This is a genomic window from Nostoc sp. CALU 1950 (assembly GCF_051172895.1).
Taxonomy (GTDB): domain Bacteria; phylum Cyanobacteriota; class Cyanobacteriia; order Cyanobacteriales; family Nostocaceae; genus Nostoc; species Nostoc edaphicum_A.
The window spans coordinates 20,814-46,694 of record NZ_JBDNJQ010000033.1 but is presented as its reverse complement, the minus strand read 5'-3'; the positions used below and the strand labels follow the sequence as shown (position 1 = coordinate 46,694).

The window sequence follows — 25,881 nt, the reverse complement described above, 5'->3', positions numbered from 1 at the left end:
TGTACAAAATTGTGGGTTTTCGAGACGCGATAAATCGCCATCTCTAGAAGACGCGATAAATCGCCATCTCTACAAGTGTTTTGGTCTTATTTGAACTGTATTGACTTTTGACCCACAAAACCGAATAAATTCTGGTCATTTTTTGGTCATACTTCCTGTTTACAGTTTATGCAGTGAAGTTCAAACCAATAAATTCTTATGAAATCCACTGTTGCTATGACCTTTACATCTGCACTGTTAGCGGTAGTTATTCCCACCGCTCAAGCACAGATCCCAATCCGTGATTTGCAGCGCGATCCAGGAGTCAGCGTTTCTGGTGAAATTCGCAGTGTTGTTGGCAATGAATTTATCTTAGAGGACGGCACTGGACAGATTATTGTCGATGCCGGGCCACGTTGGCATCATCAGCTAAATTTGCGCCAGGGTGAAAAAGTAACTGTCGTAGGAGAATACGACGACTATGATTTTGATGCCTTTAGCATCACTCGCAGTAACGGAGAAGTTATTCGCATTCGCAATGCGGGAGGGCCACCCCCTTGGGCCGGTGGACGGGAAAGGCGCGATCGCAAATAAGCACAAAGCATTGATCTAGTTTTTGTAGAGACGCGATGAATCGCGTCTTCTCTAGACCAATTATCTACACCAATAACCCTTAACCCAACCGTATTGGCTTTGAGCCTGGTTGTCAATACTGAAATAACCGCAAAATCTAGCTGTCACAACCAGGTCTTGCGGTCATTCACAAACGCATAACTACATTGGATATCCAATACACTGATTGCAGAAATTGCGACAAAGTGCTGGTTTAGCCACCCCAGATTTTCTCTAAAACGGCGTTTGGTGAAACATCCGCCGTTTTTCCCGTGGGGGATGCAATGGCCAGGAATTTATCGTTTTTCGGCAACAACTTAGCTGGATCAGTAGGCCCAAATAGAGCAATGGTATAAGTTTGGACTGCAACACTGAGTTGTAGCGCCGCATTATCAGTAGACAACATCAAATTTGCCCCGGCGATCATAGCAGTTAACTTGCCAATATCATCTGGGGAAGTCACCTTGATATCTGGAGAAGACCCCAGAAGCGATCGCACAAACTGCTCATCGTCAGTTCCCTTAATCACCACCACAGGCAGATCCGGCTGCTTGTCTTGGAAGCCTTGAATAATTTGATGCCAACTTTCGACAGGGTAAATTTTATCCTGTTCTTTAGCCTGGGATAACTGGCCAAAACCGCCATGAATCAAGATATAGCCTGTTTCATTTACCCCTAAGCGTTTTTGTTCTTTTTGTGCCCACTCAATATCTGGTTTGGGCACATTTACTGCTAACTCTGGGACAGGACTATTTATTTCCAATGGTTGCAGCAAATCGTGATATACTGCCGCCGCATACTGGGATGCTTTAAATGGCACAGCGTGGGTCAGAAAAACCGAACCTTTGCCTTTGTAGCCAATACGTATGGGAATTCCCGTCAACCAGAGCAAAAGACCGAGCAACCAAATTTGCTTAACAACAATGACGACATCGTATTCGCGATCGCGAATATTGCCGATCAAGTTACCCCAATCTGCCAGACTATTACGGTCTTGAAAATCAAAGTTCAGCACCTCGTGAACTGACTTGCTCACTCGGTAGGCAGCCTTTGACCGGGGTTCAACAACGACATCTATCTGAGCGTTAGGGTAATGGCGCTTCAGGTCATCTAGAGTCGGAAAGAAGAGAATTTGGTCGCCAATTCCGCCAGGTACAAGGGCTACTACTCGCATAATATTTATTGACGCTTACTCGCTCCCTATTTTAGGGGAAAATATATAGCTTAAAGATTGAGGAATTCTGTGTATTTACTAATTCCAGCTGCGGGCATCGGAAAAAGAATGGGGAGTAACCGCAATAAACTCCTGCTGAAAGTGCGATCGCAACCAATTATTGCTTGGACTCTATTAGCCGCAGAAGCCGCCAGTACCATCAGTTGGATCGGGATTATTTCTCAGCCGACTGATTGGCCAGACTTCAAGGCAATTCTCGCCGATCTCAAGCTGACTAAACCAGTAGAATTCATTCAAGGCGGTTCCACCCGCCAAGAATCTGTTTACAATGGCTTGCAATCCCTGCCGGTAGACGCAGAACAAGTGTTGATTCATGATGGCGCCAGATGCCTAGCCACACCAGATTTATTTAATTCATGTGCCGAGGCCATTCGCCACTGTCCCGGCTTAATTGCTGGTGTACCCGTCAAAGACACCATCAAAGTTGTCGATGAACAAGGCATAATTCAAGAAACACCCGATAGACGAAAATTGTGGGCAGCACAAACTCCCCAAGGATTTGATGTCAAGTTGTTGAAACAGTGCCACGCTGAAGGTGTCCGTCAAGGTTGGGAAGTAACTGACGATGCCGCTTTATTTGAAAAGTGCGGTATTGAAGTGCGAATTGTCGAGGGAGAGGAGACAAATTTGAAGGTGACAACTCCACAAGATTTAGCGATCGCAGAATTTATTCTCACAACTAGAGGCTTTTGAGAAAGCGAAGAAGGGAATAGGTTACAGGTTACAGGGTACAGATTATTCCCTATCACCTGTCACCTCTCCCCTAATCCCAATACCCAATTTGAGAGTTTCAAACAATATTTTGACAATTTACGATATAATGCCACACACTTGTTGATTGTTAGTTGTCATGTACTAATGACCAATGACTAATGACCAATGACTAATAACTAAATGATTACAGCCACAGCGACGAAGATAGAAGCAATTCTTTATTTAAAGGGTAAACCCTTGTCGCTCGGTGAAATCGCCGAGTATGCCGCGTGCGATCGCGCCAGTGTCAAAGAAGGCATAATTGAACTCATGGACAACTATGCCCACCGAGATAGCGCCTTAGAGGTGGTAGAAACTCCAGATGGTTACAGTTTGCAACTCCGGTCTGATTTTCATGATTTAGTGCAAACGATGATACCAGTAGAATTGGGTGTAGGTGCATTAAGGACTTTAGCTGCGATCGCCCTTAATAGTCCCATCCTCCAGAGCGACTTGATTAATTTGCGAGGTTCAGGAGTATATCAGCACGTTCCAGAACTCGTAGAACTTGGTTTCATCCGCAAACGCCGAGACAGCGATTCTCGTTCCTACTCACTCCAAGTAACCCCAAAATTTCATCAGTATTTCCAAATCGAACAACTCCCCCAAATACTTGCCACCACACAAAAGGAAGAACAACTAGAACTAGAACTAGAACTAAAGGGAGTGGGGAGTGAGGAGTAGGGAATGGGGGATGAGGGAGCAGGGGAGGTAGGGGAAGAAGAACTATTCCCTTCCCTATTCCCCATTCATTTCCCTATTCCCCATTCATTTCCCTATTCCCCATTCATTTCCCATTCCCCATTCCCCATTCCCCTCCTTTTGACTTATACCAATGATGAATGCGCTACCCTTGTACTATGGTTTAAAGTAGAGTTAGCAATTAAGCTAAATAAAACTGCCAATGGTGTTTAATCCTGACTTTTTGAATGACAACTCCGAGGAACACCCTAATCAACTTCTTTCCGACCACTCTGAGGAATACCCTAATCAGTTACTCAAATATTTACAGCATCAGTCTCCTGATGTTTTAGCAAGGGTTGCTCAGTCCGCCAGCCCCGAAATTAAACAAATCATCTCGCAAAATGTCCAAGGGCTAGTAGGAATGCTCCCCGCAGAGAATTTCAACGTGCAAATCACAACAGATCGGGATAACTTAGCTGGACTTCTAGCCTCGGCCATGATGACGGGGTATTTTCTGCGCCAGATGGAGCAGAGAATGCAGTTAGAGCATTTGTCTAATGGTCAATAATCAATAGTCAATAGTCAAACATTCTGGGACTATTGACCAAATAATTCGTAATGACGCTCGCGGACTCGCTACCGCTGCGCTAACGTAATTCGTAATTAATAAGGGTACAGCAACCCACACTGTAAAAATTCAGTGTTCAACAAAACAGTGGAGAGTTCAAACTTCCACTGATAGCACAGCGTTAACGAGTCCTCTTACTCTTAAAGCTTGCTACGCTTTTAGCGTCTCGTAGAGAGCGTCATTATCAATTACGAATTATTCTGACTACTTCTTTTCAGGATAAGCTCCTGATTGGACTTTAAAGGTTTGAATTTTACCGCTACGGTTGACTTCGATCGCTAAAACGTCGCCAACTTGGCTGGACTCTACCAGCTTTTGAACTTGGGCTGAGGTTTTGACTGGTTTACCGTTAACTTTTTGAATCACATCTCCAGGAAGCAGTCCTCCACGCTTGGCTGGGGAATCGTCTGTGACTTCTTTAATCACAATCCCAGCGTCTTGCTGAATATTCAGTTGTTTTTCTTGATTAATCTGCTGTTTTCTGGTTGGAGAAAGGTCTGCCATGTCAATACCCAAAAAGGGATGTACCACACGCCCTTTGGTAAAAAGTTGATTGGCGATGCGGGCGGCGGTTTCAATGGGGATGGCAAAACCGAGTCCTTGAGCATCAGCACGAATTGCTGTATTAACACCAATCACTTCGCCTTGAGCGTTTAATAACGGGCCACCAGAATTACCAGGGTTAATTGCAGCATCAGTTTGGATAAAGCTGACTCGCTTATCGGGGACACCAACTTGAGTGCTAGTGCGATCCGTAGCGCTGATAATGCCGATAGTGACAGTATTATCTAAACCCAGAGGATTGCCAATTGCGATCGCCCATTGTCCTGGTATCAAGTTTTGTGAATTTCCCAACTTTACTGTTGGTAAATTATCGGCTTTTATTTTCACCACTGCCACATCTGTCACAGAATCCACTCCCACCACCTTCCCCTCTAAAGTCCGACCATCCTTGAGGGTGACTTGTACTGTATCTGTGTCGGCTACCACATGAGCGTTAGTGAGCAATTCTCCATTTTCGCTCAAAATAAATCCCGATCCTGTACCGCGCTCAATACGTTCTTGGGGAATTGGTTGCTCATCTTCTCCAAAGAATCGCCGCAAGAGGGGATTTTTCAATGCATCAGAGATGGGATTAGCTACTTTGCGAGTGGCATTAATTCGCACTACAGCCGGGCCAACTTTTTGGACTGCCGTCGCAATAAAATTCACGTTATCGCCCCCAGTAGCTCCAATTGCTCCGTTAGGAGAATTCGGAACTACGGATTCTGGTGGCAAAGCCATCGTTACATTTTTTAACTGTTGGAAGGAGCGACTTTGTGGCAGGAGATAGCGACTGCCCAACAAACCTGCACCACCGCCAATCACCAGTAAAAACACATAAACCGCCAGTTGCTTTAAAGATAACTTCATAATCATTTTGCTCAAGGACAGCAATGCAGTTGCTAATTTCTAAGTGTAGTCAAGCTAACGGCAAGTGGACAGATCAATTTACGAAGAATTAGGGATTGGGTATTGAGCATTGGGGACTAGGAGATCGGAAGTGGGAACTAAGAAATAGGGACTGGGGACTGGGGACTAGGAGATCGGAAGTGGGAACTAGGAAATAGGGACTGGGGAATGGGGACTGGGGACTAAGAGATTGAAGTGGGAACTAGGAAATAGGGACTAGAGAAGAGTTTTCTAATATTCAATACCCAATACCCAATACCCAATCCCCAATCCCCACTCTTCCCATCTAAAATCTAAAGTTAATGCGCTTTTGACGTTTATACATGACTTTACCTTTTCGTCAACTGTTTCTCTGTAGCTTAGTTAGCGCCTTGGGCCTAGTATCCATACTGCCAAACACCAATAGCGCCAATGCTGCTGTGGGTGGCTGCCCAACTCCAGCTTTATCTCGCTTCCAACGCCATAAAGTTGTTCGTGGCGAAACTTTGGAGAGCATAGCGCAGCGCTACAATCTCATTCCTACAACTATTATTGGCATGAATCCAGCTTTGCAGAATGGTGCAACTGCCGCCGTTGGTAGTGTGCTTCAGATTCCTCCCTACAATGGGATTGTAGTCGAAGTACCTCGTGGTCAAACTTGGCGACAAGTGGCGGCACAATACAAAGTTCGTGCTGATAGTCTTTTTGAAGTGAATGGTTGCCAACAAGACCCCAGAGTTGTGTTTGTTCCGGGGGTAAATTGGTCGCCAAATGGTGTTGTAACTAAATCTCCTTTACCTGCTGATACAGGTACACCAAACCCTGCATCCCTGACTGGATACCCCTTGGCGCAAGTGGTAACTGTGGCATTACCTTACGGCTGGCAAATTAATCCTGCAACTGGTGAAGTTTTCTTCCACAGTGGTATTGACTTATTAGCACCAATGGGTACAGATGTGCTAGCGATCGCACCTGGAACCGTAGCCTTTGCCAACGACCAAGGTTCTTATGGCAAGTTGGTCATTATCAACCATAGTGGCGGACTCCAAAGCCGCTACGCCCAGCTTGACAGTATCAAAGTTACCGTCGGTCAGCAACTAAAAAAAGGAGACTTACTAGGAACGGTAGGCACTAGTGGAAGACCAACTTCCACTCAACCGCATCTCCATTTTGAAGTGCGTTCTACCTCATCTCTGGGTTGGGTCGCGCAAGATCCCAAGGGTTATTTAAAGAAATGAGGGAATAGGCGATGAGGGAGACTACTAAACCCAATGCCCTATGCCCTATGCCCAATTACCAAATTCGCTAGATTTTACGATGTGCATTCCTGCCTCTGCAAACCTTTTAAACGCTGCATCTGCCTGTTCTGTGTAGTCCACAACACCGGGGACAACAACAGGAGAAGTGCAATCTTCTAGTAGATATATTTTTTTCGCAAGGTTAGCATCTACCTGTTTAATTTCTGTTAATAAATCATCAATTGTCCAGGCGACACAATGACTTTTAGCTTGACCGCCAATAATTACAGTATCAAATTCTAAAAGTTGTTTAATCAGGCGCGTATTCTTCTGAGCAAGTGGACGTTGTTCAAAATCTTCTAACACCTCTGGACGTAATATGGAATAGTTTTCTGTTAAAGGATTTTCACCTTTGATTTCAAATTGCGTCTGACTCTGACGCGCAATACCGTGGAAAAATATCGCTTCTTCTACCGATGAAACTAAAGCATGACCAATACCCCCCAACATAGAATGATAAGGCCAAATTGTGAGGGGATATTTACCGTCTTGACTGAGTTTTTTAACGTAATGGTAAACGTGTTTTTCTAATAATTCATAATCCCCATTAGTAACACTGTTAGCAACGGCTGGGTTAACTTTCCAAATACCTTGTTCAATATCTAATGGTGTGATGCTAGTCGCTGCTGGAGTGGGATGTTCTCCAGCGGCGTTCACCCAAAAGATCGGATGGAATATTTGCGTTGCTGTGTGAGTATCTAAGGTGGGTACAATTTTTGTAATTACCCCCAAGTTTCGATAGATAAACTCACATAATTTGACGTTATCATCTACCGCCGCATTACCAGATTTTCCACCTACAAATAATTCAAAACCAGGAATGCAGAAGGTGTTTTGGACATCAATTAATAGTAGGCAAATACGGGTTTTATCTAAAGATGCTGGTTTGATATCGTGTTGTTTTGCCCAGATTTCAGCTTCGGCGGCACGTTCTTGATAAGGTACGCGTGAAACTTCGCCGACCTTATCGGATTTAAAGTGCAGAGGAATGGATAGTTGGGTTGTTTCTTGGGTGTTCATCTAAAATCTGTAATTATTTTCTAATTATTAAGCTTGCCTTAGTTAAAAATAATGGTGAATTTAGTAAACGTCATCGTGAGAGCTTAAAAGCACGAACAAAAGTCGGACTCCAAACCAAATTTTTCACTCATCTAACTCCGCCATCAAATCTGCAACTGAACCACGCCGGACATTACCCTGAGCGTAATCATTCTCTGCTTGCGCGATTTCTTTCAATAAGTCATCCCGTCGCTGTTGTTTGAGGCGCTTTTGGATAATATCTACAAGAATAGCCTGAGCTTCTGGATCTAATGCTTCTACCGCTTCTATGGCTTTCTGAAATGTAGATGTTCTTTCTAGCATGGGCGTCAAAGAATTTAGTGATAAGTCTAATTTAGCTGGTGCTAGGGGCGATCGCTCCTCGTCCTTTTGGTTAAATAGTATATTTGTATTATGGAAATATAAATTTAGCGATCGCTACTCAAGCTACTCAGATAAAAAGATTTTTAAGCAAAATATCTTTAAAAAATGAGCAAAACCTCTAAATCGCTCTTTATTACTTTACGTGTGTTTTTTTCCTTTTTTTTTCTATTTAATCGCCCAAAAATGCCCCTGCTGTGGCAATCTGGGAAACAGAGATTTATCAAATCTGATATTTGAGCAACAATAAATTTACCTAATCAGGTTATGCAAACTCTGCCCGCAGCAAATACTTCAAATCCCACATCAAGTCAAGACACCTTTGATACAACCATCAAGCGGCGTAAAACCCGTCCCGTAAAGGTGGGAAATGTCACCATTGGCGGTGGCTACCCCGTTGTGGTGCAGTCAATGATTAACGAAGACACTCTTGATATTGATGGTTCCGTGGCTGGTATTCGTCGTCTGCACGAAATTGGCTGCGAAATTGTCCGCGTCACAGTGCCAAGTATGGCTCATGCTAAAGCTTTAGCCGAAATTAAACAAAAATTAATTAAAACTTACCAAGACGTGCCAATTGTGGCTGATGTCCATCACAATGGGCTGAAAATCGCCGTGGAAGTCGCCAAGCACATAGAGAAAGTACGGATTAATCCGGGCTTGTATGTGTTCGAAAAGCCAAACATCAATAGAACTGAATATACTAAAACCGAATTTGACGAAATTGGCGATAAAATCCGCGAAACCTTAGAGCCTCTGGTAGTTTCCTTGCGCGATCAAGGGAAATCGATGCGAATTGGGGTAAATCACGGTTCCCTTGCAGAGAGAATGCTATTTACTTACGGTGACACCCCCGAAGGAATGGTGGAATCCGCTATAGAATTCATCCGCATTTGTGAATCTTTGGATTTCCGCAACTTGGTAATTTCCATGAAAGCCTCACGAGTACCGGTGATGGTAGCCGCCTATCGCCTCATCGCCAAGCGGATGGATGACCTGGGTATGGATTATCCGTTACATTTAGGCGTTACGGAAGCCGGTGATGGCGAATACGGGCGAATTAAATCCACGGCTGGTATTGCTACCTTACTTGCTGATGGCATTGGCGATACAATTCGCGTCTCACTTACAGAAGCACCAGAAAAAGAGATTCCCGTTTGCTATAGCATTCTCCAAGCTTTGGGATTGCGAAAAACAATGGTGGAATACGTTGCTTGTCCTTCCTGTGGACGCACTTTGTTTAACCTAGAGGAAGTGCTGCACAAAGTTCGGGAAGCAACTAAACACTTAACTGGTTTGGATATTGCAGTTATGGGTTGTATTGTCAATGGCCCCGGAGAAATGGCAGATGCCGATTATGGCTATGTTGGCAAAACACCCGGTTACATTTCTTTGTACCGTGGCCGAGAAGAAATTAAAAAAGTCCCAGAAGATAAAGGTGTAGAGGAATTAATTAACCTCATTAAGGCAGATGAACGCTGGGTAGAACCATAAAGCAACTAGGCGAGCGGGCATTGGAAGAAGCAGAGGAGCAAATGAGCAGAGGGGAAAGACTTACTGGAACTTCCCCTCTGCTCCCGACTCCTCAATTCAGTGTGTCGTCAATTTAGAAAATGCGTTAAAATAAGCTACATCAAAGAAAATAGTGAGCCTAACTCACCACCTGATTAAAGCAACGTGATTGCCAATAAATATAATCTGTCCTTAAAGCAGATGTATTGTCAGAGGCAAAGAACTGTAAAGAGCTAAATTTCAGGAATTTCCAGGTACAGAATCGAACATATCGTGTCTGTACACAGATTAACTACTAATAAGTTAGGTAAATTAAGTAAAAATCATACTCAGACCCTACCCCCTGTCAATCCTGGGGATTTGGATGTGAAAACACACCACCTACACTTCGCAAGGAGTGAAGGTAAGGGCATAAGGGTAGCGGGGAATGGCACACCTGCTTCCTGCCGCTAGCCTATCAAGGCTTGTCGGACTGAGCAATTAAGTCGCCTTCTCAAGCAAATTATATGCTGGCAGCCTTGAGAGTATCAAAAAAATCCAGGTTAAGCTAGAGAAGAGAATTAGAGTCAGCTTGCATACCCCAGTGGGTCAAGAGCAATACTAAGTCTCAGGTGGCAATATTATAATTTTGGCATTGTCCTTACTCCATGCTGCGAATCATTACTCAGCAGGCAGACGTCAGAGCAGAACTGCAACGGATCTGCGATCGCACCCATGACGAACAGGTGCTTCACAAAGAAGCAACGGTACGAGAAGTTTTGCAAGCAGTGAAGCGCCAAGGCGACAAAGCTGTATTGCATTACACAGCCGAATTTGACAAACAAACCCTAAAAGCAGAAGAACTCCGAGTTACAGGCTCGGAATTGGATGCAGCCTATCAACAGGTGTCAAAGGAATTGCTTGATGCAGTTCGGCTAGCTTGCCGCCAAATTGAAGCGTTTCATCGTCAGCGAGTACCGAAAAGCTGGGTACACTTTGGCGACGATGAAGTAGTGCTGGGCAAACGCTATACTCCCGTAGACCGAGCCGGGTTGTATGTGCCTGGTGGCCGTGCCGCCTATCCCAGTACGGTGCTGATGAATGCAATTCCGGCCAAGGTAGCTGCTGTACCCCACGTGGTGATGGTAACACCACCAGGTCCAGGGGGTGCAATTAATCCCGCAGTCTTAGTAGCTGCCCAAGAAGCAGGGGTGCAAGAAATTTATCGCATTGGGGGCGCACAAGCGATCGCCGCTTTAGCCTATGGCACTGAAACCATTCCGAAAGTGAATGTAATTACTGGGCCTGGTAACATTTATGTCACCCTAGCGAAAAAACTTGTCTACGGCACAGTTGGGATTGATTCTTTGGCAGGCCCCAGCGAAGTGCTGGTGATTGCCGACGAAACCGCAAATCCAGTGCATGTAGCTGCTGACTTGTTGGCCCAAGCCGAACATGATCCAATGGCGGCAGCGATTTTGCTGACGACAGATGCGGCTTTGGCGAAGAACGTGCAAGTAGCCTTGGAAAGACAGCTAGTGGATCACCCACGGCGAATAGACACAGAAAAAGCGATCGCTCACTACGGCTTGATTATCGTTGTGGAATCGCTCCAAGCAGCAGCAGAACTCTCAAATGAATTTGCTCCCGAACACCTGGAATTAGAAGTCAAAGACCCTTGGGCACTCTTACCACAGATTCGCCACGCTGGGGCAATCTTTTTGGGTTACTCAACACCAGAAGCTGTAGGAGACTATTTGGCAGGCCCTAATCATACCTTGCCAACTTCTGGTGCTGCCCGCTATGCTTCGGCATTGGGGGTTGAAACTTTCTTAAAACACTCCAGTATTATTCAATACTCCCAAACCGCACTGCAAAATGTGGCTGGTGCAATTGATGTGCTAGCAACAGCAGAGGGTTTACCTTCTCATGCTGATTCAGTACGACGCCGAATTCAGCAAGAAGAGTGATTTGGAATGCTTAATTTTTCTTGTACTGTTGGTAAAAGTAACTCGCTAGCTTCAAACTAAAAGTTTAGATAGCGATACCTACGGTAAACTACGCTAACGCACGCCATTTGCTATCCTAATTTCAGCCGCCCTTTAAGCGTCCGGTAGTTTATTGGAGAGGGTTTTCCTCTCCAACAAACTCGTGAAAAGCTTCTCCACAATAGTTGCTACAACCCACTAGCGTAAAAGTAGCGTGAAACTTACCTATGGCATAGCCTCAAATATATAAACTAAATTGGCAAATAAAAAATTTGTTTAGTGTCGCTGCCGGCGGATTTTGCTACATACTTATGTAAGGGGTCTACTCTTTAGGAGACGAGAGCGGTGCTAAATAGTGTTTTGGTAGCTCTGGACGGTTCGGAAATTTCAGAACGAGTAATTCAGACTTTAGATAATTTGGCGTTTTCAAAAGACGCCAAGGTTATTCTTTGCCATGTGTTTCCTACGCCAGAGTCAGAGATGGAACTACCCGCTGATCGCCCTCAGCCAGAGTCCCCAACATTTTCTTATTTTCATATTGAAAAACAACTGCAATCCTATCAGGAAAAGTTATCAGTCACAAGTGAGTTAGAACTAGTAACTGGTGATCCTGCTGAAGAAATTATTCGCCTTGCCAATATTTACAAAACTGACTTGATCATAATTGGCAGTCGGGGATTGATGGGGATGAAGCGAATTGTTCAGGGTTCTGTCAGCAGTCAAGTTGCAGAAGAGGCTAATTGTTCGGTGTTGGTCGTTAAACCAAGGTAACAATGTGCAAGGGGAAGCAATGACTATAACCACCCCAAAACTGTTGAACAAGTCTCAACAGCCGACAATTAAAAATAATTTAAGTATTTTAACTTATGCGAGTCTGTGTTAACTGCGTCTCTGTGGTTAGATAAATTACTTTTAAACCACAGAGGCACAGAGAGAAAAAAGAGATTTTTCGAGTCACCTTGAAAGAACTAGTCCTAGTAGACAAGGAAAATCCCCCTTCTACGTTCAATCGATTTAACGTTCTTGAGTTGCGAGAAACTGACGCAAGCTTAACAAACTCAGCGTTTGACCCAAATTCAAGGGCAAAATTGAAATTCCTTCTAAGCGGGACTGTACCCAACCTTCTCCCCAGTACCATTCATGGAACCCATCAATGCCTCCGCTGAGTACCAAGCGGAGACAGTTAGATTTGATAACATTTACTTGATGATGAATCGCAACTGGCCCAGTCCAGGTTGTAAACTGGAATCCGGGAAGTAGTTCTTCTGGCATTCCTGGCGCAAAACGTTGCCCTAAGAGCCATTTTTTTAATTGCACCGGATACAGCAGACTGTCACGAATTGCATCTGTTGATGCTTCGATTTCGATCCGTAGTTGACTTTGTTGAAAATTACCCAGCATTTTTCTAGGATTACCTAAAGTTGTTTACATCGCTATTTCTAATATTGCAAATAGTTTTTGTCATTAGTCATTAGTCCATTGTCCTTTGCAAATAACTAATGACCAATGACCAATGACCAATAACAGCAGTTTATTTGCGTAACACCCTACTAAGTTACTTTTCTACCAGCAGAGAACTTAGAATAGAAAAAGTGAACTTGTTAAGAAATGTAAGGTTATTCATGGCGGATCAGTTAATTCGTGCAACAGCAGCCGAAGGTGGAATTCGTGCCATAGGTGTGATCACCACACGTTTAACAGAAGAAGCGCGAGGACGCCACAAGCTTTCTTATGTGGCGACGGCAGCACTGGGTAGGACGATGGCGGCGGGTTTGTTAATGGCTTCTAGTATGAAGCGAACTGGATCACGGGTCAATGTCCGGGTTAAGGGCGATGGGCCTTTAGGTGGCATATTGGTAGATGCAGGCTTAGATGGCACGGTACGCGGATATGTGGGGAATCCATCTGTAGAATTGCCTCCCAATGCCAAAGGTAAGCTAGATGTTGGTGGTGCTGTGGGTGATGGCTACCTCTATGTTGTACGGGATATCGGTTATGGTTATCCTTACTCTAGTACAGTAGAACTAGTTTCTGGCGAAATTGGCGATGACGTAGCTCATTATCTGGTGAATTCCGAACAAACACCTTCAGCTTTAGTTTTAGGTGTATTCGTGGGAGCAGGGGGAGTAACTGCGGCTGGAGGATTACTAGTACAAGTATTGCCCAAAGCTGCCAGAGACGAAGCCCTAGTAGAAACGTTGGAATCGCGGGTTGCTGGTCTAGCAGGATTTACGCCATTGTTGCAAGCTGGGAAAACCTTACCTGAAATTCTTGGCGACTTGTTGGGAGATATGGGGCTAGTAATTTTTCCCGAACGGCAAATGCTGCGCTTCCACTGTGGTTGTTCTTTTGATCGCGTTTTGGGGGCACTGAAGATTTTGGGAGAAGCTGAACTGCAAGATATGATTATTAAAGATGATGGTGCTGAAGCAACTTGCGAGTTTTGCGGCAACGTCTACCAGGCAAGTAGCGATCACTTAGCTCAACTAATTACCGATTTGCAAGCTGAATCTACCGTTTCAGGATAAAGTATAAAAGGGCACTATTTTTTTAGATCGCTAATGGTATCTGTGGGGAGAGAGCCTGAAAAAAAGTAGCTTTTTAATTATCAGAAAGTTACTATGACATCAATGGAATTATCGACCTAAAACAGAGCGCTATTCAATTATTTTGGTGTGAGAGATGACAGAGCGGGATATTCCAGACAGTTGGTCTTCAGCCAGTGGAAGAGAGCCAGATCAAAACAAAAGATTATCCCGAACAGAACAATTCGGTGAAACTCAACCATTTGATGTCCCTGCTACTGGTTCTACCTCCAAGTCAGTGAAACGGCGAAAAAAAAACCATAGGGAAGGATTACCTATAAATAGTCATTCAGAAGAAACTGCCCAACTCAGTAGTAATTCTGGGAAATTGCCACGGTGGATGAAAAGCTGGGTATTGTGGCTAGCACTGCTAACTTTGATTCCTGGCAGTGTAGCATTCTTGGCAATGGCAATGCTGCTAAAGTTGCCAACTGCCCCGAATTGCCCCTCAATTTTTTGGCCTCTAGCTAGTGCTTCTGTGCGGCTACACTGCGCTCAGTTGGCGGCTTCTAAGCAGACAGTGAACGACCTATTACAAGCGATCGCTCTGGTGAAGCAACTACCACAAAATCACCCGTTGCATGGAGAAATTGATCGTTTCATCGAAGAATGGTCGCGGGATATTTTGAAGCTAGCCGATCAAAGTTTCCAAACTGGGAATTTAGAGGAAGCGATCGCTACTGCTCAGAAAATACCCGAAGATGTGGCAGCTTATAAGTTAGTCGATGAGCAAATTGGCAAATGGCAGTCAATTTGGTCAAAGGCAGAAGAAACATACAACGGTGCGATCGCCGAAGTAAAGGAACGACGCTGGCAATCTGCATTCATGTTGTCCGCCAAAATGCTGCGCGTAGACAATCAATACTGGGCGAGTACGAAATACGACCAATTAAATCGTCTAATTGCCACAGCACGGGAAGATGGCGATAAGTTAGGAAAAGCTGAAAGTTTAGCAAAAAGCCAAGTTGTTGATAATTTATTAGAAGCGATCAAGTTAGCGGAGTCCATTGGTCAGGAAAGTTACCTTTACCAAAAAGCTCAGGAAGCAATTCCCGCATTTGGACGCCAAATGCTGCAATTAGCACAGGCAAAACTAGACAAGCAAGATGCCGATGAAGCACTGAATATTGCTAGACAAATTCCAGAGATTACGAAACTACAGGGCGAAACAGATGACTTTATCGCCATAGCTGACGCGAAAAGGAGTGCTTGGATAGGTAACGTTTCTGGTTTAGAGGCAGCGATCGCTCAAGCACAACAAATTGATCCTTCCAGACCAGTGTATAACGAAGCACAACAACTAATTGCTCGTTGGCAACTGGAAATTGAAGATGTTGCCCATCTGGAAAAAGCGAGAATATTGGCTAGCCAGGGAACAGTCAATAATTTAACAGCAGCGATCGCTCAAGTACAGCTGATTCCTGTGAATAATCCCAGGGGCACAGAAGCTAGACAAGAAATAGGTCGCTGGCGTGCCCAAGTAGAGACAATTGAAGACCAACCTTACTTAGAACGCGCCGAACAGATAGCCATATTCGACGATATCAATTCCTTGCAAGCTGCGATCGCTCAAGCTAGCGAAATTCGTAGAGGTCGTGCATTATATCCAGAAGCACGGAAAAAAATTCGTACTTGGGTAGGAAAAATTCAGCGAATTCAAGACCAGCCTTACTTAGATCAAGCGCAAGAACTGGCTCAGAGTGGAAATCTCACCGCCGCCATTAGCGCAGCCCAACAAATTGCCTCGTCGGGAAGGGCACTTGCTGGAGAAGCACAAGCTGCGATAAATGACTGGGAAGGGCAAATCCGCACTAGAGAAAACTGGAGAAAAGCTCAAGAGGTGGGTGCAGCTGGTACATCAGAAGCTTTGGTTGAAGCAATGCGACTAGCAAATCGAGTTTCAAACAATAGCATTTTACGTATGGATGCAAATCTGGCTATTGACCAATGGAGTCAGCAATTGTTAGAAATAGCACGCTCTCAAGGTCAGTCTGATATTGCTAGAGGGATTGACATTGCAAAATCGGTTCCGCGAGGTAGTGCTGCTTACAGTGCAGCGCAAGAGCAAATTAGGATTTGGCAGGAATTTCTCAATCCTCAACCGGAACCTCAGCCTCAACCGGAAGTTCAGCCTCAGCCTGAATCTCTACCATTTCCTTCATCAACAACTACTAATGGTCAGTGACCATCTATTACGGCATTTTCAATGAAATAAATACGAAGCTATGACCAGAGGCAATCTAGGATTAAGCTCCTTAGCTTAACCAATTCTTCTAGTTATAGCTGGATTTCTGGCAAGCGGATTTCTGGCAAACAGCTTGATGATGGTTTCAGCAAATTCTTTATTATCGTAAAACTCATGCATCAAAGTAATAGGTTGGGAATAAAGTTGATCGCTGGAAAAGATCGACTTCCAATCTAGTTCGGTGCTATTAACAACTCCAACTTTTTTCATCTCTTTGAGGAATTCATAAGCAATCAGCCCTTGACCGATGGCAGACGGATGAATACCATCTAAACTAAATAGTCCACCTTGCCGTATTCGTCCACTCGTATCTGCGTGGTAGTATTTTGTATTGACCTGCGGATAGACGAAATCGAAGTATTCTGGGAATTCATACTGCACTTCTCCAGCATTTCGTTTGAAGGCAATTTGTTGTAAAGCATTGGCAAGATCAACAATGTGATAGCGTGGTTGTGGATACCTACTGTTCTTACTCTTGACCAGTTCTTTGATTACTTCATTGTATGTGCGAATACATTCATCAATGTAGACGACATCTTGTAGTGTCAGGTATAGGGTTCCGGTTTCTCTAACCGTATCCTCTTCAAAGGGGAAATAGGTGTAGTATTTGTAGTAAGTTGAAGATTTCTTTTCTCCCGGCACGTGAATTTCAGTGGTTGGGCCTACGCCTTTTGCCAATGGCGCAATAGTTACAAACGGTACTGTCCCAATGAAAACATTCCATTTGGGGTTGGTGTTATTTTGCATGATTGCATCAACCCGATTAAGCAATTCTTGATATTCAGCCTCGAAATCCTTGGGATGCCACAGGTTCCATTTTTCTCTTACCTCACGGAATGATTCTGGTTCTTGACTTGGGTTTTTGAGAATCTGATCTGGGTCATTGGGAGTTTGATTAATTTCTAAACCGATTACAGTTCCAAGCGCATTGTTTGCTCCTAACCAGATAATTAAATTCTCAACTCCTCCTGGAGCGATTGTATGGTGGTTTAACCAACCAAGTTGGCTATGGTTGTCAAAAGAAGGATTTAAAGACGGGTTGAGAACTTTAAGTGCAGTCCGGTAGAAGACAGCATTCGGTAGACCGAAGAAATCATCTTTACCCTCTCCTTTGTCGTTACTAAGTTCAATTTGATACTTGCAAACATCGGGCGTGATCATCCAAGAATCAGCAATATCAAAGCCCTGAATTGCTACATTGTGGAAGAATTCAATTCCTCCTGGATAACGCTGTTCAGCACTACCTCCTTGCCGTTCATAGTAATCTTCAGCTTCATCAAGTACCCCCTCAATAGTTGGTAATATGGTCAGCCAATCTAGGGCATTGATATCTGAACCATATTTTTTCTCCAAACGCCGTAGAATCTTCTCAATATTGGCTGGTAGTCCGCCCACTAACCATTCAGGGTATAGATATTCAGCACCAACTTCTAGCCCCATTGACTTAGCAATCAAAGTTGAAAAACAAAGGTCTGTGCGTGCTGCTGCCAAGGACATAAAGCCTTGAGAAATACTGTCACCAATTGTAAAAAGTTTCATGTAATACCTTGATAATATAGTTTTTTGCGTGTAAGTACTAAGACAAAAGTCATGATTCCCAAAGTATATTCGGAATTTGACTATATTTTAAAAAGTTTTAATTTCTAATTTTCGAGGAGCGCAATACACTTGGTTTAAGAAAAATTGTAGTGACTGTCTTGAGTATCAACGAAGCCCAACAAATACTTTGGTATTTGTTGGGCTTCGTTCCTCAAACGCCAGTTGAAGGCAGTTCCTTCTCTTGTCAGAGATGCTTACGCACAAGGAAGTCAGGAAACCAGCCCAACGCACTTGGACTTGCCTCCCCAATACCTGCGAAATCTAGGCGTGGGATGAGCTTAAACTCTTTATTCTCCGATTCCTTCTCCCCATTCTTTAATTACAGAAAATAGTGATGAGTAATCATCATCAGCAAATGACATTTTCACGGCTGTTTGCAAGATTTCCCGCACACCTTTAATACTGCTAAGATCCAAACTCCGAGATTTAGCTTCCGAGATAAACAATTCTGTATCTTTGAGCAAGTGTTTTGTGGGGAAATTAGGATCAGCATAATTGCCATCCAACATCCGTTGTAGCTTTTTGTCAAAGGTAGGTGCGTAGAGTGGACTGTCGCGCAATATTTGCATAAATACATCCACATCGACACCCTGACGCTGGATAAAAGCTAGACTCAGAGCAAAGCTAGTTGTTAGGGAAGCTATTAGTTGATTTAGTGCCAACTTGAGCGCCGCCGCAGATCCCACTGGCCCTATAAGTAAAGGTTCTGTCCCAAAATTTTGGAGTAACTTGAAATGGCGTTGATATTGTTCTGGCTCGGCACCTACCATAACACTCAACTTGCCAGCTTTTGCTTCTGGGATACTCCCTAATACAGGTGCTTCTAAATACTCACCACCACCCCCAACAACTGCATCTCTAATTTCCTGGCTTTCTGTGGGAGTAATTGTTCCCATTTGGATGATCGTGCGTCCTTCCAAAGTTTGCCAAGCAGTATCTGAAAGCAACACATTATAAATAGCCGGGGCATTAGTCAGCATGAGGATTATGCACTCAGCAGCACGAATGGCGTGGCGGGGATGTGTGACAATTTCAGCCCCAGCGGCTTGTAGTGGTGCTAATTTTTCTGGGGTACGATTGTAGGCAACTAGCTGTATATCTGCGGCTAATAACCTTTGAGCCATTGGTAGTCCCATCAGTCCAATTCCCAGAAATGCCACCTTCATTTTTCACGTTCCTTTAATACAGCATCACCGATAGCGTTCGTGTAGCGTCTCGTAGAGAAGCGTTAGCGAGTCATTAAGCGTCATAGCCCATCGTGGACATTGCGTTTACATTATTTATTCAAATTTGTTGGGAAGTAGTTATTTGAGACTTAAGATACAATCCCAAATCCCAGTTTCCTACTCCCTAACTCTGGCAATCAACCACCAGCGGCAAAAGTCACCATAATTATCACTGAAAGTAAAATCCCAGGGGTAAGTAGTGTTGCTAGCATTAGCAGGTCATGAGTGGACATAATTATTACTTTGGTAGTGTGTTTAACTTTACAGTAATCACTGTTATGCTAGTCTAAATAAGACTGATACTGCATTCTTAAATAGAGTTTTAACTTTTCAAATTTACGTTTACTCTGGCAGAGTCAATCCTTTTAGTGGCTGAGAAGTTTCTGTATTGTTCAGACCTTTGCTCTGAATTAGGACTCCAAAGCCGCCTAGTCCCGTGGGATCTATAAGTTGGTGTAGTGCATCCCGCCGCTGTAGTAACTGTGAGACGAGTTGCTTTTGATAAGAAAGGGCAGCAATGCGATCGCCTAACCCCAACGCCATCAAAAATAATCCCTGCTGGATAAAACCAATTTTCTTTAAGTTGTACTTCTCGCCCCAGCGTTCCAAAGCCGTAAAGTCAACATGGGCAGTGATATCTTGTCGCCCAATATTAATATAAGGGTTGTCATGGAAACGATGATGGTAATAACACTGTAGCGTTCCTTGCGATCGCCTGGGATTATAGTAACGATTGGCGGGGTAACCATAATCAATTGTTAACACATAGCCACGCTGCAAGCGGTCTGCTACTATACTCAACCAGTCTAAAGCAGCTAAATTAATTTCACTACGGTAGCCATCTGGATATGCACTTTGGGTCAAGTCCATTTCCACTAAGTCTAAATACTCAGCTAGTTGGGGCGTTGAAGGTTCTCCTGTGACTTCTATAAATAATGGGCATGGGGCATTGGTTGCTTTCTCATTCTTTGTGGTTACATAAATTTCTCGCAGTTCCCCCTTGTCTAGGACGAATTGATGGACGGGGAACGCATCTACTAACTCATTAGAAAAAAAGCAGCCTGCGATCGCATTTGGTGTTATCTCCTCTAAATTGCACCAACGTACAGGAAAATCTTGCAAGCGTTGCTGCTGTTCTTCTCTCAAAGCTGGGGACTTTTCAACAATGATGTACTCCAGCGCGGTAAAAAAATCTGGATAGTGTAGCTGATGATATTTAAGGATGTGCAATGCCAGCAATCCTTGACCTGCTCCCATTTCTACCAAAGAAAAGGGTACAGGCTTTCCTAAAATTTCCCACATTTGGAAAAATTGTTCTGCTAGTAACTCACCAAAGTCAGGGCAGAGGTTGGGAGAGGTGAAAAAATCACCACCCTCAAAGCCAATTTTGACTGCATCGCTGGAATAGTAGCCATGTTCAGGATGGTATAATACCATATCCATGAATTCGGCGAAAGTAATTCGTTGTTGGGGACTAGTGGTAATGTGATTTGCGATCGCTGCACACAATGCTGAATTTGAATCCATAAAATTTAATATTGGGGAGAAAAGAAAATAAATGAATTATGGATGATGCAAAACAAAATTCATAATTTCCCTGTTCAGCATCTATGCTCCTTAACCCGGACGAGAAGGATCAACTTTATTGAGAACAATTTTTACAGCATCTATGATTACATCAGGTTGATCTACCCATACAAAATGACCGCTTTTACTTGCTTTAACTTGAGTACAGTTCGTTGATAACTTTAGTAACTCTATATGCATTTGCTTCCTCAATTGGTTAGCACCTCGCAGAGGAATAAAAACAGTCCAAAGAGAAGGTTTTAAAAAAGAATTTGCTTTGATATTAACTATAGGCAGATCACCAAACTGGTTAGCTATTCTCACCTCACGTCCACTAACGCTGAGATTTAACATCTCTCGACTCATTGTAATCCAGTGTTTAGGACGGCAAAAGGAACGTTTGATTGAATTAAGTAAGCGCTGAGGAAATTTACCTAATTCCGGCTTCAGCACTTCAAATATTTTGCATATCCTCATTAATCGAATAATGCCAAGTATTGAGCCGAGAATAGACATCACAAAGCCAGATAGAAAAAAGAGTTTTAAAGCTTGCAACTGAAAAGACATTTTGAGCATTTCAGTCTCATGTAGTCCGTCTGTGAGTACCATTCCAATAACCTTCTCTGGAAATCGATGGGCATACAGCCGGACATTGTAGCTACCAAAAGAATCTCCTATCAAAATATAGGGTGGTTCAATTCCTGCTTGAGTAAGCAGCGTATCTAATTCTGTCACAATTTGATTGCTGGTTCGGGGATGTGGGCTGTGATTACTCCATCCATACCCCGCTCGGTCATAGATACATACTCGCGCTAACTTTGCCAATTCTTCAACTAGAAGATAGCCCTCAATTCCCCCTAAACTGTGGTCTAGGACAATTGTTGGATTAGTGTTTCCTGCGATGTAGAGATGTAAACTATATCCACCCACATCAAACATTTGACCAGGGGGCAATTTTCGGTCTTCAAACCAGCACGCGATCGCTTGATAAAGTGTTGTAGCAACTAGCAGAAAAACTCTGATTAGGATCAACATAGTTAAGTCTTCTTGCTAGTTAACGGCCGCGCCGCATTGTGGAACGATAGCATATTATGTCAAATTTGATCCAGTGCGGTCGAAATAACTAATATCAGTATCAGAAAATTAGGTATTGATTTTTTAGAGGCGATCGCAAAACCCATTTTTGCAACTCATTCCTTGGTTAATCGAGCATCAGCGTTCTATGGGGTTGGTTAAAGCGTTAGTCAACGACACCGACGCAACGCCTCTAGGTCGCTTGACATCTGGGCATCAGCCTTAAATTGACACCAATCTCCGAAAAGTCTCTCCCTGAACTTTTGGGCTGCAATCAATTTGCGCTATGAACTGATGTTAAACAGATAAGAATTGATGCATGATTGGTGATTAGATGAGTTTGGGCTACCAATTTAGGAGCAAAATAACACATCTAAAACACCACCACTTTGTTAACTGTTTGCAATGAAGTATCAAGTTGGGGACAAGTTTTTACAAGAACTGCCACTGATTTTAGCGGGGCCAATCCTCCAACATACTGAACCAGAGTCAGTAACGGTATGGGTAGCACTGAAACAGTCTTGTCAGGTAGAACTTAAAGTTTATGACACAACAGATGATGGTAAAGCACTAGAAAATTGCTTATTGGATGGGGAACGCTCTACCTTTTCTCTGGGTAAGCATCTTCATGTAGTTGCAATAACGGCTCGGTCTACGGTTGGACATCGCCTAACTGGAGGTCACATCTATGCATACGATCTCCAGTTTACTGTTGCTGACCAAACCCCGCAAACTCTGCAACAAGCATTATGCTCAAACTCCTCTCCTACAGTCAGCATTAGCTACTTCGATCATCAAAAACCAACCTTTGTTTTGCCGCCTACCTGTCTGCAAGATTTACAAATTGTCCATGCTTCCTGCCGTAAACCTCATGGTCATGGGTTTGATGCACTGCCAATTCTTGACACTTTAATTGAGGCTGCGGCTAATCAACCCCAACACCGCCCTCACCAGCTGTTTCTCACCGGAGATCAAATTTACGGCGACGATGTATCAGAACCGTCGTTGTGGGTTGCCAGTACTCTTGGTGATGCACTCTTGGGTTGGGAAGAACAACTTCCTGTAAATGGAGTATACTGCACTCCCCAGCAACTACCCCCTGGAGAGCGGTCTGAAGTTGCGACAAATCAAGCAGGCTTGACCGCAGGACTACATAATAAACCTGAGAAAGTTAACAGTCATCTTTTCAGCCTCGGCGAGTATTACGCTACTTATTTACTAGCATGGTCGCCAGTATGCTGGCCGACCGCATTTCCCAAAGGACACCAAGTAATGCGCGATCGCCACGCTATCAAGGACTGGAATCGGGCAGTATGGCATTTGCGACAATTAATTTATACGCTTTGGAAAGTGCGTCGCGCCCTTGCCAATATTCCCATGTACACCATCTTTGATGACCATGATGTTAGTGATGACTGGAACCTAAACCAAGCTTGGTGTTTGCGAGTGCTGGGGCGTCCTTTAGGGCGAAGAATAGTTCAAAATGCATTGTTAGCCTACACGGTATTTCAAGCGTGGGGCAACACACCAGGGCAATTTGCTGAAGGTCAATCTGGTGAAAAGCTGTTGATGGCTGCACAAGCTTGGTCAGCTTCCCAAGGAACGGATGTAAAGGCTGATGAGGCGATCGCTCGTTATGTAGGTATGCCAGCCAACGATCCGCACACAGGCTTACCTATCTTAGTCCGAGACGGTCCAGTATTTATTCTGGATCGACATCCTGAAGCACTGACTTGGCACTACATAGTCAGGAGCGATTGCCATGAAGTAATTGTGCTTGATACGCGTACTTGGCGGGGTTATCCAGCCGATCAAAAAGCGATCGCGCCGCCGATGCTGTTGTGTCCACAAGCCTTTGAGCAACAACTACTTTTACCTTTACAAGAAGTAGCTGAACAAACTCAGATTCAAACTACATTTGTGATTGCGCCCACTAATGTATTTGGACTACAAGTGATTGATTGGATTCACCATTGGCATTTAAAACGGGAGAAAGTTTTTTCAACTGATGTTGGAGATGCCTGGAACATTAATGTTGAAGCGCTGGCAAAATTCCTAACTACCTTGTTTGAGGAACGTCAACAAGTCGTGATTCTATCCGGGGATATTCACTACAGTTCTGTTGCTCACTTGTCTTATGCACGTACCCATTCCAAATTACAGTCTGTATTAGTGCAGTTAACAGCTAGTGCATTAAAGAATGAAGAGATTTTGACGCGGCTCATTCATACACGATTGAAAGATTGGCTGTTACCAGAAAAGGTGAGACATTGGATAGGGTGGCTCAATCCACCCAATATGGTAGAAGTTTCCGAGAAACAATTACACCATAATCGCCAGATGCTAGCTAACTCTGACTGGCATTGTGTACTTGAGTGGATACCTCGAAACAGTGTTCAAACTTCTGCCTATACAGCAGATATATTTTCGTTGATAGCTCCCTGGAAACGAGCCAAAAATGCCAAATGGAAATGGTTACAACCCCTAATGTTTTGGAAATTTCGTTGGTTTCAGGAGGGGCGGGAAGTAGTTGGATTGAATAATTTAGCTCTGGTTCACTTTGAGTTAGCAGATGGGAGTAGTTCTTGCAAAGTTATTCAAGATTTGTATTGGTTTTCTTCTTGGTATCCAACCCAAATTGTTTACAGCCGTTTTGAGAGCCAGTTAACACCCAATCAGTCCTTATTACGTAATTAAAAAAAGCGCCCCCATCTCTGGAGGGCGCTTTTTATTTAGCTAATACTGAAGTATTAACCGTTGATAGCAGGAGCGGTCATTGCTACAGGTGCAACTTCACCAGCAGCCAAATCGAGTGGGAAGTTGTGAGCGTTACGCTCGTGCATTACTTCCATACCCAAGTTAGCGCGGTTGATTACGTCTGCCCAGGTGCTGATGACGCGACCTTGGGAGTCAATGATTGATTGGTTGAAGTTGAAACCGTTCAGGTTGAATGCCATCGTGCTGATACCCAAAGCGGTGAACCAGATACCGACGACAGGCCAAGCTGCTAGGAAGAAGTGCAGTGAACGGCTGTTGTTGAAGGAAGCGTATTGGAAGATTAAACGACCGAAGTAGCCGTGGGCTGCAACGATGTTGTAGGTTTCTTCTTCTTGACCGAACTTGTAACCATAGTTTAGAGATTCGGTTTCGGTGGTTTCACGCACCAAGGAAGAAGTTACTAGAGAACCGTGCATTGCAGAGAACAAGGAACCGCCGAATACACCAGCCACACCTAACATGTGGAAGGGGTGCATTAAGATGTTATGTTCTGCTTGGAACACAATCATGAAGTTGAAGGTTCCAGAGATACCCAAAGGCATACCATCAGAGAAAGAACCTTGACCGATTGGGTAGATCAAGAATACTGCGGTAGCGGAAGCCAAAGGTGCGCTGTAAGCTACGCAGATCCAAGGACGCATACCTAAGCGGTAAGAAAGTTCCCACTGACGACCAAGGTATGCAGCGCAACCGATCAAGAAGTGGAAAACTACCAATTGGTAAGGGCCGCCATTGTACAACCACTCATCTAAGGAAGCAGCTTCCCAGATTGGGTAGAAGTGCAAGCCGATGGCGTTTGAAGAAGGAACAACTGCACCAGAGATGATGTTGTTTCCGTAGATCAAAGAACCTGCAACTGGTTCGCGGATACCATCGATGTCCACAGGAGGAGCAGCGATAAAGGCAATTACGAAGCAGGTGGTCGCAGCTAGCAGGGTAGGAATCATCAAAACACCAAACCAACCGATGTAAATACGGTTGTCAGTGCTGGTGATCCACTCGCAAAAGCGATCCCATACGCTAGCGCCAGAGCGCCGTTGTAAGGTTGTGGTCATTGTTTTATAAGTGCTATTTGTTGTTAAATATGGAACAAGCAAGATTGATTTTGCCTGTTGAAATACAGTCTACATGAATTTACTTTGACGCGATATTTGACTTAATATTCTGTAACAGTATTCTTTAAAAAGATCATCGAAATATAAAGTTTTTCCACTAGATAAAAGTAATCGATTGAGCCTTTGTAAGCCACTTCAAGACCAACCTAGCTATAACTTTCAATAATGCGATCGCC

Annotated in this window: 22 protein-coding genes; 12 read left to right on the top strand and 10 right to left on the bottom strand. The window is 43.9% G+C overall.

Annotated elements, in window-relative coordinates:
* Positions 1-198: 198 nt before the first annotated feature.
* Positions 199-573: a DNA-binding protein gene (locus ABF638_RS12055; RefSeq protein ID WP_435022947.1), complete on the top strand. Its 375-nt coding sequence runs from the start codon at positions 199-201 to the stop codon at positions 571-573.
* 232 nt (positions 574-805) lie between these two features.
* Here ABF638_RS12055 and ABF638_RS12050 read toward each other — a convergent pair whose 3' ends face one another.
* Positions 806-1,765 carry a glycosyltransferase family 9 protein gene (locus ABF638_RS12050; protein WP_435022946.1) on the bottom strand — a complete coding sequence of 320 codons (960 nt, stop codon included), beginning with the start codon at positions 1,763-1,765 and terminating at the stop codon, positions 806-808.
* 69 nt (positions 1,766-1,834) lie between these two features.
* Here ABF638_RS12050 and ispD point away from each other — a divergent pair, with 69 nt between their 5' ends.
* The 3 genes from ispD (at position 1,835) to ABF638_RS12035 (ending at position 3,830) form a co-directional block, all read left to right on the top strand.
* Positions 1,835-2,518, top strand: coding sequence for a 2-C-methyl-D-erythritol 4-phosphate cytidylyltransferase (gene ispD / locus ABF638_RS12045; protein WP_435022945.1), 684 nt, complete (start codon positions 1,835-1,837; stop codon positions 2,516-2,518).
* Between the two features lie 201 nt (positions 2,519-2,719).
* Positions 2,720-3,262, top strand: coding sequence for an SMC-Scp complex subunit ScpB (gene scpB, locus ABF638_RS12040; RefSeq protein ID WP_435022944.1), 543 nt, complete (start codon positions 2,720-2,722; stop codon positions 3,260-3,262).
* Positions 3,263-3,482: 220 nt separating this feature from the next.
* Positions 3,483-3,830 (top strand): DUF760 domain-containing protein, encoded by a 348-nt coding sequence (locus ABF638_RS12035; RefSeq protein ID WP_335104656.1) that lies wholly within the window; start codon positions 3,483-3,485, stop codon positions 3,828-3,830.
* Between the two features lie 264 nt (positions 3,831-4,094).
* On the opposite strand, the gene ABF638_RS12030 is transcribed toward ABF638_RS12035, so the two are convergent.
* Entirely contained in the window at positions 4,095-5,303 is a 1,209-nt protein-coding gene (locus ABF638_RS12030) for an HhoA/HhoB/HtrA family serine endopeptidase (RefSeq protein WP_435022943.1), read from the bottom strand.
* Positions 5,304-5,665: 362 nt separating this feature from the next.
* Here ABF638_RS12030 and ABF638_RS12025 point away from each other — a divergent pair, with 362 nt between their 5' ends.
* On the top strand, positions 5,666-6,559 hold the full coding sequence (locus ABF638_RS12025) for a LysM peptidoglycan-binding domain-containing M23 family metallopeptidase (RefSeq protein WP_435022942.1): 894 nt from the start codon (positions 5,666-5,668) through the stop codon (positions 6,557-6,559).
* Between the two features lie 45 nt (positions 6,560-6,604).
* Here the strand turns inward: ABF638_RS12025 and ABF638_RS12020 are convergent, their stop codons facing one another.
* Both ABF638_RS12020 and ABF638_RS12015 read right to left on the bottom strand, forming a co-directional pair.
* Complete coding sequence (locus ABF638_RS12020) at positions 6,605-7,639, bottom strand: isochorismatase (protein WP_435022941.1); 1,035 nt, start codon at positions 7,637-7,639, stop codon at positions 6,605-6,607.
* Between the two features lie 123 nt (positions 7,640-7,762).
* Positions 7,763-7,981 (bottom strand): hypothetical protein, encoded by a 219-nt coding sequence (locus ABF638_RS12015; RefSeq protein ID WP_435022940.1) that lies wholly within the window; start codon positions 7,979-7,981, stop codon positions 7,763-7,765.
* Between ABF638_RS12015 and ABF638_RS12010 the strand changes: the two genes are divergently transcribed.
* The 4 genes from ABF638_RS12010 to ABF638_RS11995 all read left to right on the top strand — a co-directional run bounded on the left by ABF638_RS12010 (position 7,980) and on the right by ABF638_RS11995 (position 12,288).
* The gene (locus tag ABF638_RS12010; RefSeq protein ID WP_435022939.1) at positions 7,980-8,150 is read left to right on the top strand and encodes a hypothetical protein; all 171 of its coding nucleotides are present in this window, start codon (positions 7,980-7,982) and stop codon (positions 8,148-8,150) included. The genes ABF638_RS12015 and ABF638_RS12010 overlap by 2 nt on opposite strands.
* A gap of 155 nt (positions 8,151-8,305) precedes the next feature.
* Complete coding sequence (ispG, locus tag ABF638_RS12005; RefSeq protein ID WP_435022938.1) at positions 8,306-9,532, top strand: (E)-4-hydroxy-3-methylbut-2-enyl-diphosphate synthase; 1,227 nt, start codon at positions 8,306-8,308, stop codon at positions 9,530-9,532.
* 665 nt (positions 9,533-10,197) lie between these two features.
* Positions 10,198-11,499, top strand: coding sequence for a histidinol dehydrogenase (gene hisD, locus ABF638_RS12000; protein WP_181928792.1), 1,302 nt, complete (start codon positions 10,198-10,200; stop codon positions 11,497-11,499).
* 363 nt (positions 11,500-11,862) lie between these two features.
* Positions 11,863-12,288, top strand: a complete 426-nt coding sequence (locus ABF638_RS11995) for a universal stress protein (RefSeq protein ID WP_181928793.1) — start codon at positions 11,863-11,865, stop codon at positions 12,286-12,288.
* A 243-nt stretch (positions 12,289-12,531) separates the two neighbouring features.
* On the opposite strand, the gene ABF638_RS11990 is transcribed toward ABF638_RS11995, so the two are convergent.
* A complete protein-coding gene (locus ABF638_RS11990; RefSeq protein ID WP_435022937.1) occupies positions 12,532-12,918 on the bottom strand; it encodes a hypothetical protein in 387 nt (128 codons plus the stop codon).
* Between the two features lie 221 nt (positions 12,919-13,139).
* Here ABF638_RS11990 and hslO point away from each other — a divergent pair, with 221 nt between their 5' ends.
* The gene (hslO, locus tag ABF638_RS11985) at positions 13,140-14,045 is read left to right on the top strand and encodes an Hsp33 family molecular chaperone HslO (RefSeq protein ID WP_435022936.1); all 906 of its coding nucleotides are present in this window, start codon (positions 13,140-13,142) and stop codon (positions 14,043-14,045) included.
* Positions 14,046-14,199: 154 nt separating this feature from the next.
* Positions 14,200-16,287, top strand: coding sequence for a chromosome segregation ATPase (locus ABF638_RS11980; protein ID WP_435022935.1), 2,088 nt, complete (start codon positions 14,200-14,202; stop codon positions 16,285-16,287).
* A 75-nt stretch (positions 16,288-16,362) separates the two neighbouring features.
* Here the strand turns inward: ABF638_RS11980 and ABF638_RS11975 are convergent, their stop codons facing one another.
* From ABF638_RS11975 to ABF638_RS11960, 4 genes are all read right to left on the bottom strand, one after another.
* Positions 16,363-17,886 carry a hypothetical protein gene (locus tag ABF638_RS11975; RefSeq protein ID WP_435022934.1) on the bottom strand — a complete coding sequence of 508 codons (1,524 nt, stop codon included), beginning with the start codon at positions 17,884-17,886 and terminating at the stop codon, positions 16,363-16,365.
* 347 nt (positions 17,887-18,233) lie between these two features.
* Positions 18,234-19,112 carry an NAD(P)-dependent oxidoreductase gene (locus tag ABF638_RS11970; protein WP_435022933.1) on the bottom strand — a complete coding sequence of 293 codons (879 nt, stop codon included), beginning with the start codon at positions 19,110-19,112 and terminating at the stop codon, positions 18,234-18,236.
* A gap of 402 nt (positions 19,113-19,514) precedes the next feature.
* Positions 19,515-20,699 carry a class I SAM-dependent methyltransferase gene (locus ABF638_RS11965; RefSeq protein WP_435022932.1) on the bottom strand — a complete coding sequence of 395 codons (1,185 nt, stop codon included), beginning with the start codon at positions 20,697-20,699 and terminating at the stop codon, positions 19,515-19,517.
* Positions 20,700-20,789: 90 nt separating this feature from the next.
* Positions 20,790-21,773, bottom strand: coding sequence for an alpha/beta fold hydrolase (locus ABF638_RS11960; RefSeq protein ID WP_435022931.1), 984 nt, complete (start codon positions 21,771-21,773; stop codon positions 20,790-20,792).
* A 444-nt stretch (positions 21,774-22,217) separates the two neighbouring features.
* On the opposite strand from ABF638_RS11960, the gene ABF638_RS11955 reads away from it, so the two are divergent.
* Entirely contained in the window at positions 22,218-24,509 is a 2,292-nt protein-coding gene (locus ABF638_RS11955) for a PhoD-like phosphatase (RefSeq protein WP_435022930.1), read from the top strand.
* A gap of 53 nt (positions 24,510-24,562) precedes the next feature.
* Here ABF638_RS11955 and psbA read toward each other — a convergent pair whose 3' ends face one another.
* Positions 24,563-25,645, bottom strand: coding sequence for a photosystem II q(b) protein (psbA, locus tag ABF638_RS11950; protein WP_435022929.1), 1,083 nt, complete (start codon positions 25,643-25,645; stop codon positions 24,563-24,565).
* Positions 25,646-25,881: the final 236 nt, after the last annotated feature.